This window comes from Cupriavidus sp. 21MJTG02-4, from assembly GCF_057798975.1.
The window spans coordinates 1-10,828 of record NZ_JBYOJP010000009.1; the positions used below are offsets into that span (position 1 = coordinate 1).

Here is a 10,828-nt window from a genome sequence, read left to right on the forward strand (position 1 = left end):
TTACTCACCCGTTCGCCACTCGCCACCAGGCCGAAGCCCGTGCTGCCGTTCGACTTGCATGTGTAAGGCATGCCGCCAGCGTTCAATCTGAGCCAGGATCAAACTCTTCAGTTCAATCTCTGTGTGGGTCCGAAGACCCTCGCTCTTTCGAGCGGTCGCTCACTCTCAGAAAACTGACTGACCAGATCCGAAAATCCAGTCACGTTTTGCTGTGCGAGCACTGTATAACTTGTGAAGCTCCGAAGTCCGAAGACCTCGTGCGTCCGCTACCCAGCGCCCACACTTATCGGTTGTTTGGTTGTTAAAGAACTTCGCTGCCGGCTTTGCCGTTCAGCGCGCTGCGTTGTCTGCAGCAGAGAAACGAGATTATGTAGCACTTTCTTCGTTTCGTCAACCAGGTCAGCAATCTTTTTTGCTCCGGTTCGTCGTGCCATCTGCGCACCGCCGAACCACCCGATCAACCCCGCAATCCTTGCTACGTCTGCTTTGCAGCGCCGCGCTGTGTTGCGAGGGGGCGAATATTACGGCAGCACTAGGCGCTTGGCAAGCGTTTTTTGAGAACACCCAGACGCCGGTCGCCGACGCCCTTAGAATCCGTTCATGCAGGACATATCTTCCCTTCTCACAGACCCACCGCCCGCGGCAACGACCTACGCCGATGCGCAGTCCCTCGCGGCGGCACTGTCGCGCCCAATCGTCTTCGTGGACCTGGAAACCACCGGCGCCGATACCCAACACGACCGGATCACAGAAATCGGGGTGGTCGAAGTAGGCCCCGACGGGATTTTGGAATGGGACACATTGCTGAACCCCGGAACCGCCATTCCGTCGTTCATCCAGCGCCTGACTGGCATCACAGACGAGATGGTCCGTGGCCAGCCCACTTTCGCGTCGATCGCCGAGACACTGGCCGAGCGCCTGCAAGGCCGCCTTTTCGTCGCCCACAACGCGCGCTTCGACTACGGGTTCCTGAAGAATGAGTTCCGGCGCGCCGGACTGACTTTCCGTGCCGATGTCCTGTGCACGGTCAGGCTCTCGCGCTCCCTGTTCCCGTCGGCGGCCAAACACGGGCTGGATGCCATCGTCGCCCGCTTCGGCCTGGAACCCCGCGCACGCCACCGGGCGCTCGCCGATGCCGAACTGCTTTGGCAGTTCTGGCAGAAGATCCATGCGCTTTATTCCGTCGAACTCGTCGCAGCCGCCACACAAGCGCTGATCCGGCGCGCGAGCCTGCCCGCCGGCCTCGAAGAGACGGCGCTGGATAAGGTGCCCGATACCGCGGGCGTCTATCTGTTCTATGGCGACAACGATGCGCCGCTCTATATAGGCAAGAGCGTCCATCTGCGGCAACGCATCGGCGCGCATTTCTCGGGGGATTACCGCGTCGCCACCGACATGCGCCTGGCCCGGCTCGTTCGGCGCGTGGAATGGCGCGAGACCGGCGGCGAAATCGGCGCCCTGCTGCTCGAAGCGAGCCTGGTAAAGTCCATGCAGCCGGTCCACAACCAGTTGCTGCGCCGGAACACCCGGCTATACACGTGGGAACTCCTCCCTGAATTGCCCGTGCCACGCCTGCGCTCGGATATCGATACGGATTTCAGTCGGCGCGGCCACCTGTACGGCGCATTCCCCAGCCGTGGCGCAGCGCACGGCTGGCTGCGCCGGCTGGCAGACGAGCACCAACTCTGCCAGGCAACGCTTTCGCTGGAGAAGACGACCCGCGCGGGCAGCCCCTGCTTCGCACGCCAGATTCACCGATGTGAGGGCGCCTGCGTCGGCGCAGAAGACTCGCGCCGTCACCGCGCGAGAATCGCCACGGCCATGGCTGGATCGGAGCTCAAACCCTGGCCCTTCGGCGGCCCCGTTGCCTGGCCTGAAGTTTCGGGAGCGCAAACCTGGTGGCATGTCGTAGAGGACTGGTGCTACCTCGGCTCGGCGCGAAGCCGGGAAGACGCCGCGGCGCTGCTTGCCGCGCCAGCGCGTTTCGAACTCGATACCTACCAGATCCTGGCTTCGCGCCTGCCGCAGTGGGCGCCCAATGTCGTGCAACTAGTGTCTACACGCAGCTTCGAGTTGACCTTTTACGAGTCTCCCGCGCATGACGATCATGCCCGCCCGACAGCGTTGCGCCAGCTGGCATCCCGAAAGCCATCGGCTCGGCACGCGCCCACGCCGGGCCTGTTCGACGACTGACGCGCCAAAGTTCCGGGCCTCCGTGCCCCAGCGCGCATAGCGCGCTTGCACCGGCCGAAGCGGCTCCGCTAGCCTTTGCTGAGGGGCCTGGCGCCCTGATTGCAGCCGCGGAGTCGCCCATGCCGGCCTCAAGTTTCCTTCTTCTCGCCCAGCGCGCGCCCAGGGCCGCGATCCTTCGCACTGCACCTGCGGCCGCCGCCGCATTGGCCATGATCCTGGCTGGCGCTTGCGCCAGCATCGAAAGCGACACGATGCGCAGCCTGCTCGATTCCTGGAAGGGCGTACCGATCGATGAGGCCAAGGCACAGTGGGGGCCGCCGCAGACCGTGCAGGCGGTGCCTGGCGGTACGGCTTACGTCTGGCAAGACATTGTGCAGCCGCCCGCCCAGCCACAGACTGCCGAGGCTCGCGACGCTGGCGTGGATACCCCCCGCCGGCCTGGCCGCTGTGAACGCTGGCTGGTGGCGGGGCCCGACGACGCCGTCATGTGGGGAGACTGGCGGGGCGACGCTTGCTGCGTCACCACGCTCGTCGGGAACTGCGCCGCGCTGAAGCACCGCACTCGCCAATAAGAACTGGCGCCCGCCCAGCTTTCGGCGACTGAGCGTCTCAGTCGATCCTCGCGCCCGACACCTTCACAGCCTGCCCCCAGCGCTTCTGTTCGGCCAAGATGGTGGCCGTGAAAGCCTCCGGCGACTGCCAGGCGGGTTCAGCGCCCTGCTGCTCCAGCTTGGACTTGGTATCCGGGTCGGTCAGCACCGTGTGCAAGGCGTTCGACAGGCGCGCCACGATGTCCTTTGGCGTGCCCGCCGGCGCCAGCATTCCGTAGAAGCCGACCACCTCGAATCCCTTCAGGCCGCCCTCCTCCAGAGTCGGCACATCGGGCAACGCCGGCGATCGCTGCTTCGACGTCACGCCGAGCGCGCGCACCTTGCCCGCCTTGATGTATTGCGTGAACAGCGGGATCGAATCGGCCATCATCTGGGCCTGGCCGCCCATCACGTCGGTCAATGCCGGCGCGCTGCCCTTATAAGGGATGTGCACGATGAACGTGCCAGAGGCCTGCTTGAACAACTCGGGCATCAGGTGGGAGATGCCGCCGTTGCCGCCCGACGCAAAATTCAGCTTGCCCGGGTTGGCCTTGGCATAGGCGATGAACTCCTTGAGGTTGCGGGCCGGCACGTTGTTGTTCACGACCATCACGAGCGGGATCAGGGCGGTGCGCGCCACCGGCGCGAAATCCTTCGGCATGCTGTACGGCAGCTTCGGATACAGCGAATTGTTGATGGCCATCTGCCCGGTATTGGCCAGCAGCAGCGTGTAGCCGTCAGGGGCCGACTTGGCGACGTTGTCGGAGCCGATATTGCCCGCGGCGCCAGCCTTGTAGTCGAGCACGATCGACTGGCCCAGCAGCGGCTGCAGCTTTTCCGCCAGCAGGCGCGCGTGGGTATCGACCGGGCCGCCAGGCGGGAACGCCACCACCAGCCGGATCGGCTTCTCGGGCCACGCCGCTTGCGCGGTCCCCGCGGCGATGGCGAGCGGTGCCACCGCCAAGGCCAGCAGCGCGCGCCGGAAGCGGTTCGGACGGGATTGCGGCTCGTTCTTCGACATCTTCATGTCTTGTTTCTCCTTGTATGAGCCATGGCGCGATCCCTTGCGGCAGCAGCCGGCACAGGCCATGGCCAGCCGCTATTGTGACGTTTTTATGACATTCATGTGGCCTTTCACAGGGATCCCCTGGACCCGGACCTTGCCGCACGCCAATTGTCATCCGAGGGCGGCCGCTTCCTTCCAGGTTCCGGTGTTTGCCAGCCAGGGCGAGTACTCACGAAGCTGCCAGCGCCATGGCAGCACATGCTCGCGAAGCACGACGGCGCTTACATGCAGTCGCACCAGCCGCTCCGCACCGGTAAGGCCCTGTAACTCTGCGCCATCCCAGATCACTTCGGCGTCGCCGCTGATATGCAGCAGGGTACCGCTGCCAAAGTCCGGCACGAGGATCCCGGCACGCGGATTGACCAGCAGGTTGCCAATGGTATTGAAAAGGTTGTTGCCGTTGAAATCGGGAAAGGTCAGCGTGCGCGCGTCGTCCGCCCGAATAAACCCAGGCCTGCCGCCGCGGTGAGACACATCGACGCCCTCGCCGTTGGCGGCCCCGTCACCCTCGCCTGGCTTCGCCTGATAGTGACTGGCAATGAACAGCGTATCCGCACAGCTCAACAGCGCAATGGACGCTGCGTCCAGTTCGCTGCCCTGCCACGCAACTGCCGACGGCTGCGCATGCTTTGCGGGGCCGAGGTCGCGCAACTGGATATAGCGCGGGCAATTGCCGAAGCTCTGCTCGACGGCCACAGACAGGCCACGATCATCGCGCTCGACAATCGTGCCGTTCATGCGATTGCGGCGCCGCGTCGGCAGCTCGATGCCGAGCAATCCGATGCTTTCCCCTTCCTCCAGCCTTCGCGCGAGGGGATCCCCGGCCATGGGCAAGGCATCGATGCGCAGATGGCCCGGATCCGGCGAATAGGCAAACCCAGGCTCCCCGATCAGCAGCGTCGCCCACGGCAGCCCACCGTCATCGATCGCGCCGGCAACCACGAACGGCAGCTGGCTGAAGAACGTCCGGTGCTGCTCTGGCATCTCGGCACGGATCATGCGCCGCCCGGCAGAGGCCATCTGCTCGCGCACGCCTGTCCGCTCCTGGGCGGCAATCTCGCCGGCATGGAAAGGTGATTGATCAGGGCGTAGGGGCAGTTCCATGATGGACTCCTGGGTCGTCGATGCTCACGCTCAGGCGGCGAGCCCTTGGCTGGGTAGACGGGGTTATTGTGCGAGCCTGCAGCCGTGCAATAAAGACGAACAACCGTATTTGACTACTCCGATAATCGGAGTAATGTGCCGTCATGGACAAGCTGAGAGCCATGCAGACTTTCGTGCGCATCGTCGACGACGGCAGCCTGACCGCCGCCGCCGCGTCGCTGGATTCCTCGCTGCCCGCGGTAGTGCGGACGCTGGCCGCGCTGGAGTCGGCGCTGCAGGTACGCCTCCTGAACCGCACCACGCGCCGCCTGTCGCTCACCGACGAGGGCCGGCGCTATCTCGACAGTTGCCGGCGCATCCTTGCCACCATCGACGAGGTGGAAACCGGACTGACCGAGCGCCACGTGGAGCCGGCCGGTCAACTCCATTTGACAGCGCCGATGCTGTTCGGCCAGATGTATGTGGCGCCCGCCGTGACACGCTTTGCGCAGCGCTACCCGAAGGTGCAATGCCGGATGTCATTCACGGACCGCGTCGTCAACCTGCTGGAAGAGGACCTCGATGTCGGCGTGCGCATCGGTCCGCTGGCCGATTCCACGCTGGTCGCGCAGACCGTCGGCCACATCCGCCGGGTGGTCGTGGCCACGCCCGCAGTACTGCGCCGCCACGGCGTGCCCCAACATCCGGATGAACTGGCCCAGGTCGCGTGCATTCGCGTGACCGGCTCCAGCGCACACTGGTGGACCTTCCAGGAGCAAGGCAAGGAATTCCAGGTGCCGGTCGCGGGCAATCTGGAATTCAACCAGACGGCGCCCGCGGTGGCCGCGTGCGCGGCTGGCGCGGGCCTTGGCCATTTCCTGTCCTACCAGGTCGACGACCTGGTCCGGCAAGGGCAATTGCGCATCGTGCTCGAGCGTTTTGAACTGCCCGCCTGGCCGCTCTCGCTGATCTATCCGCACGCGCGCCTGCTGCCGGCCCGCACCCGCGCATTCCTGGCCTGGATGCGCGAGGATCTCGAGCCACGCTTTCGCTGAAAACGAGCGCGCGGCGGCGCGTCGGTGCAGGGAAAGCAAGTGACGCGCGAGGCCGAAATGCAAGAAGAAGCTTGACGTCCCGGCCACCCTGCCCGTATGGTTCAAAACCGAATCATAATTCGAATTATCTAAATACAACTATGCGAGACATGACACCAGGAGGCACCTTCCCCTCTTCCGCCTTTCCGCGCGTGGAGACCCCCTCGATCCTGCAGCCCCCGCGCCAGCGCCGCGCGCGCGAAACCGAGCAGGCACTGCTCGGCGCGGGACGCGACCTGCTCGCGCAGCGGGACTTTGCAGCGGTGTCCGTGGCCCAGATCGCGGCGGCATGCCAGGTGTCGGTGGGTGCCTTTTACGGCCGCTTCCGCGACAAGATGGCCTACTTCGAGGCCCTGCGCGCCCTGGTGATCGAAGAAACGGCCGAGTCAGTCAAACGCTACCTGAGCCAGCAACGCTGGGAAGACGTCCCGACGCACATGCTGCTTGAAAAGGCCATGCGATTCCTGGTGCTCGGCGTCATTGCCAACCGTGGCGTCATCCGCGCTTCGCTGCGGCATGCGTCGACTCGCCCGGAGGAATGGCTGCCCCATCGCCAGAACGGCGACGCGGTAGTCGAGCGTATGGTATTGCTGCTCGTGCCCCGCCTGCCCTTGCCGGCCGCCGAGGCCGAGCAGCGAGTGCGCTTTGCCATGCAAGCCGTATTCAGCATGCTCGTCAACGCGGTACTCAACGACTCCGGGCCATTCCACCTGGATGACGAACGGCTGCCGGTCGAGATGACGCGCATGCTGATCGGCTACCTGGGCGTGGAAGTCGCGCCGGCCTGACTCCCTGATTGCAGGTGCCCGCGTGATCCCGGCCGCAGGTAATGCAGGCCGGCGATAGCCGCTATGAATTTCCATGCGCCTTGCTTGGACAGCGCCTGCAAGCCCCCTAGAATCCGGCCTACACAGGCTGGACTGTCAGCGCATCCAGCAGTCCTGCGAGTGCGCCGCACTTTCGCGCAGCGTCCGCAAATCGAACCTCGAGATTCTCCATGGCAACCCTCTTCCTCGTCCGGCACGGACAGGCCTCGTTCGGCGCGGCCAACTACGACTGCCTTTCCGCAACCGGCCGGCAGCAGGCGCGCTGGCTCGGCGAGTACTTCCGGGATCGGGGCCTCAGCCTCAAGCGCGTCGTGGCCGGCACGCTGGTCCGCCAGCAAGACACGGCCGCTGAAATCCTGTCGGCGATGGGCGTGTCGGGATCCTCGATGGCATCGCATCCGGGCCTGAACGAATACGACGGCGAGGCCCTGTATCGCGCCTATACCGGCGGCGCCGACCACCGCGCCCACCAGAACGGCGACTACCATGACTACTGGCGCACGTTCAGGTCCGCCTATCACGCCTGGACTCAGGACACCCTGGCCGATATGCCGGAATCCTGGGCCGAGTTCGGTGCGCGCATCAATGGGGCGCTGACGCAGGCATGCGAAGGCACCTCGCGTGAAGATGCCATCCTGGTGGTGAGCTCGGGCGGCGCCATTGGCCGGGCCGCCGCGGACCTGCTGGGCGCGCCCGCGCAAACGGCCATCGAACTGAACCTTCAGTTCCGCAATACCGCATTCTGCGAAATCATTGTCGGCCGCGACACGCGCCGCTTGCTGAGCTTCAACAGCGTGCCGCATCTGGAATTGCCGGACCGCCGCAGCGCGCAGACGTTCGCCTGAGATCGCGGCGCGTAGCGCCGTCAACAGGTCCTGCCGGATGAAGTCCCGGAGCATCCGGGCTGGGAATGGAGCCTGGTTCCGGCGAGTGGCGCGGGCACTTTGACATGCCCGCGCCGCCGGTCCTTCTCCCTTTACTCTTTTCTGCCAGCGTCGTTACGACGCCAGTCGGAACAGTGGCGATGCCATATGCCATGGCAACTGCCGCTCCGGCGACTGGCGCAGGCACTTTGACATGCCCGCGCCGCCGGTCCTGCTCCCTTTACCCCTTGCCCTCCGCCGACCCGCGCGGATACCGGTTGCCGGCGCAGCGCTTACAGGCGCTCGATGATGGTGACGTTGGCCAGCCCGCCGCCTTCGCACATGGTCTGCAAGCCATAGCGCTTGCCATGCGAATGCAGCGAATGGATCAGTGTGGTCATCAGCTTGGCGCCCGAGCCGCCCAGCGGATGGCCCAGGGCGATGGCGCCACCATGGATGTTCAGACGTTCCGGATCGGCACCGACAGCCTTGAGCCACGCGAGCGGCACCGGCGCGAACGCCTCGTTCACTTCGTACAGGTCGATGTCATTGATGCTCATGCCGGCCTTCTTGAGCGCATGCTGCGTAGCCGGCAGCGGCGCTTCCAGCATGATCACCGGGTCATGGCCGATCACGGTCATGTGGTGAACGCGGGCCAGCGGCTTGACGCCCAGCTTCTTCAGGCCGGCTTCATTGACCACCATCAGGCCTGCCGCGCCGTCGCAGATCTGGCTCGCCGTGGCCGCCGTCACACGACCGCCCTCGGCGATCAGCTTGACGCTGCCGATCGATTCCAGCGTGGAATCCGCGCGAATGCCTTCGTCGGCGGTATGCATCTCGCCGTTGCGGGTGCCATCGGCCAGGCGAACTTCCACCGGCACGATTTCGGCATTGAAGCGGCCCGCGCGCGTTGCGGCGGCAGCACGCTGGTGGCTCAGCAGTGCGTAACGGTCCAGGTCCTCGCGCGAAAAGCCGTAGTTGCGCGCAATCATTTCCGCGCCCGTGAACTGGCTGAACTGCACGCCCGGGTAGCGCTGCTCGACGTTCGGGCTCTTCGGCACGCCGAAGCCGTTCTTGGCCGGCAACTGCGACGACAGGCCCATCGGCACGCGCGTCATGCTTTCCACGCCGGCGGCAATGACGATGTCCATCGCGCCCGACATCACCGCCTGCGCGGCGAAGTGCAGCGCCTGCTGCGACGAGCCGCACTGGCGGTCGACCGAGGTGCCCGGCACGCTTTCCGGCAGGCGCGAGGCCAGGATGGCGTTGCGCGCCACGTTGCCGGCCTGCTCGCCGACCTGGCTTACGCAGCCCATGATGACGTCTTCGATCAGCGCGGGATCGGCACCGGTACGGTCGAGCAGCGCGTTGAGCACCTCCGCGGCCAGATCGGCCGGATGCCAGCCGGCGAGCCTGCCACCCTTGCGTCCACCCGCGGTACGTACCGCGCCAACGATATATGCCTCTGCCATGCGATCTCCTTGAACGGTGCCGGCACAATGACCAGCCGTATAACCTCGATGCTCGTATTGTGTTGGCGTGATCCGGTGCGCGCGTCGTCGGAAGCGACGAACCGCGCGCCCAGGCTCAGGTCCGTGGCGCGAGCACCGCAAAAATGGCAGTGGCACGCAGCAGGCAGCGTTCCCCGCTCATCACGCGGCATGTGCCATAGCGCAGGCGCGAACCGAGCTTGTCGAACTCCACGCGCGCCTCGAGCCAGTCCCCGACGCGCGCCGCGTCGAGATAATCCAGGCTCAGGTTGACCGTGACGGCGGCGTTCTTTCGCTCGGTCTCGATCTGCATCATCATGCCGATCGCGGTATCGGCCAGCGTGGCCAGCATGCCGCCGTGCGGAATGCCGAGATTGTTCAGATGATGCTTGCCGACACGCACGGCCAGGGTGCGGCGCGGCAGATCGGCATACAACTGGCCGAAGTGGCCCATGTAGCCGTCCAGCTCGCGCAACGCCACGAAACCCTCGGGCACGGTCTCCGCGGCGGCGCCCGCCGCCGCATTGCCATTGGTTGCCATGGCGGCAATGTCCCCTTCCGCCATGGCCTCACCCGAAATAACGCGAGGCGACACCAAGTTGCTCGCGGCACTCCGCCACCATGCGTGCAACCAGCTCTTCGCAGCTCGGCACATCGTCGATCAGGCCCACGCACTGGCCCGCGCTGACGATACCGCCATCGGGTTCGCCCGCCACCAGCGCCGCCTTGCCACGCTGGCCGGTCACCAGATGCCGCACCTCTTCGAACTCTGCGCCGCCCGGACGGCGTTCGATGCTGACCACCTCGTCGGACACGGCGTTCTTCAGCACGCGTGCGGTGTTATGCATGGTGCGGAAGATCAGGTTGGTATCGCGCTCGCTGGCCGCAACCAATGCTTGCTTGATGTTGTCGTGGATGGGCGCTTCGCGCGTGGCGCAGAAGCGCGTGCCCATGTTCACGCCTTCGGCGCCCAGCACCAGGGCCGCCGCCATGCCACGGCCATCGGCGATGCCGCCCGACGCGATCACGGGAATCTGCAACCGGCGCGCCGCCAGCGGAATCAGCACCATGCCCGGCACGTCGTCTTCGCCGGGATGGCCCGCGCACTCGAAACCGTCGATCGACACCGCATCGACACCGAGGCGCTCGGCCGACAGCGCATGGCGGATCGCCACGCACTTGTGGATCACCTTCAGGCCAGCGGCCTTGGCGCGCGCAATGTGTTCCTTCGGGTTGTTACCGGCCGTTTCCAGCACCTTGACGCCACTTTCGATGATGACATCGAGATAGCGCGCATACGGCGGCGGGTTGATCGAAGGCAGCAGCGTGAGGTTGACACCGAAGGGACGATCGGTCGTGTCGCGGCAGCGGCGGATTTCCTCGGCCAGCGCCTCGGGTGTCGGCTGCGTCAGCGCGGTCAGGATGCCCAGGCCGCCGGCATTGGAGACGGCGGCGGCCATCTCGGCATAACCCACCCACTGCATGCCGCCCTGGATGATCGGGTAGCGGATGCCCAGCATTTCGGTGATACGTGTCTTCATGGTTGTCCTTGGTTTGGAGCCGCGGGGGGGGGGTCCATGGCCAGGAGCCCCACCCCCCCCCCCACAAAAATTTCACACCGC

General features: G+C 65.5%; 10 protein-coding genes and 1 rRNA gene. 5 read left to right on the forward strand and 6 right to left on the reverse strand.

Annotated features, from left to right (window positions below):
- Positions 1-114, reverse strand: a 16S ribosomal RNA gene (locus AC3FKH_RS18565); the annotation flags it as partial.
- A 486-nt stretch (positions 115-600) separates the two neighbouring features.
- Between AC3FKH_RS18565 and AC3FKH_RS18570 the strand changes: the two genes are divergently transcribed.
- A complete protein-coding gene (locus AC3FKH_RS18570; protein WP_488677301.1) occupies positions 601-2,193 on the forward strand; it encodes a 3'-5' exonuclease family protein in 1,593 nt (530 codons plus the stop codon).
- Positions 2,194-2,312: 119 nt separating this feature from the next.
- Entirely contained in the window at positions 2,313-2,765 is a 453-nt protein-coding gene (locus AC3FKH_RS18575; RefSeq protein ID WP_488677302.1) for a hypothetical protein, read from the forward strand.
- A gap of 37 nt (positions 2,766-2,802) precedes the next feature.
- Here the strand turns inward: AC3FKH_RS18575 and AC3FKH_RS18580 are convergent, their stop codons facing one another.
- On the reverse strand, positions 2,803-3,810 hold the full coding sequence (locus AC3FKH_RS18580) for a Bug family tripartite tricarboxylate transporter substrate binding protein (RefSeq protein WP_488677303.1): 1,008 nt from the start codon (positions 3,808-3,810) through the stop codon (positions 2,803-2,805).
- 150 nt (positions 3,811-3,960) lie between these two features.
- Complete coding sequence (locus AC3FKH_RS18585) at positions 3,961-4,953, reverse strand: flavin-nucleotide-binding protein (protein WP_488677304.1); 993 nt, start codon at positions 4,951-4,953, stop codon at positions 3,961-3,963.
- 143 nt (positions 4,954-5,096) lie between these two features.
- On the opposite strand from AC3FKH_RS18585, the gene AC3FKH_RS18590 reads away from it, so the two are divergent.
- The 3 genes from AC3FKH_RS18590 to AC3FKH_RS18600 all read left to right on the forward strand — a co-directional run bounded on the left by AC3FKH_RS18590 (position 5,097) and on the right by AC3FKH_RS18600 (position 7,698).
- Positions 5,097-5,987, forward strand: coding sequence for a LysR family transcriptional regulator (locus AC3FKH_RS18590; protein WP_488677305.1), 891 nt, complete (start codon positions 5,097-5,099; stop codon positions 5,985-5,987).
- Between the two features lie 140 nt (positions 5,988-6,127).
- Positions 6,128-6,814 (forward strand): TetR/AcrR family transcriptional regulator, encoded by a 687-nt coding sequence (locus AC3FKH_RS18595; RefSeq protein ID WP_488677306.1) that lies wholly within the window; start codon positions 6,128-6,130, stop codon positions 6,812-6,814.
- Between the two features lie 209 nt (positions 6,815-7,023).
- Entirely contained in the window at positions 7,024-7,698 is a 675-nt protein-coding gene (locus AC3FKH_RS18600) for a histidine phosphatase family protein (RefSeq protein WP_488677307.1), read from the forward strand.
- A 311-nt stretch (positions 7,699-8,009) separates the two neighbouring features.
- Here the strand turns inward: AC3FKH_RS18600 and AC3FKH_RS18605 are convergent, their stop codons facing one another.
- From AC3FKH_RS18605 to AC3FKH_RS18615, 3 genes are all read right to left on the reverse strand, one after another.
- Positions 8,010-9,188: an acetyl-CoA C-acetyltransferase gene (locus AC3FKH_RS18605; protein WP_488677308.1), complete on the reverse strand. Its 1,179-nt coding sequence runs from the start codon at positions 9,186-9,188 to the stop codon at positions 8,010-8,012.
- 115 nt (positions 9,189-9,303) lie between these two features.
- The gene (locus AC3FKH_RS18610; protein WP_488677309.1) at positions 9,304-9,771 is read right to left on the reverse strand and encodes a PaaI family thioesterase; all 468 of its coding nucleotides are present in this window, start codon (positions 9,769-9,771) and stop codon (positions 9,304-9,306) included.
- A 4-nt stretch (positions 9,772-9,775) separates the two neighbouring features.
- Positions 9,776-10,747 (reverse strand): NAD(P)H-dependent flavin oxidoreductase, encoded by a 972-nt coding sequence (locus AC3FKH_RS18615; RefSeq protein ID WP_488677310.1) that lies wholly within the window; start codon positions 10,745-10,747, stop codon positions 9,776-9,778.
- Positions 10,748-10,828: the final 81 nt, after the last annotated feature.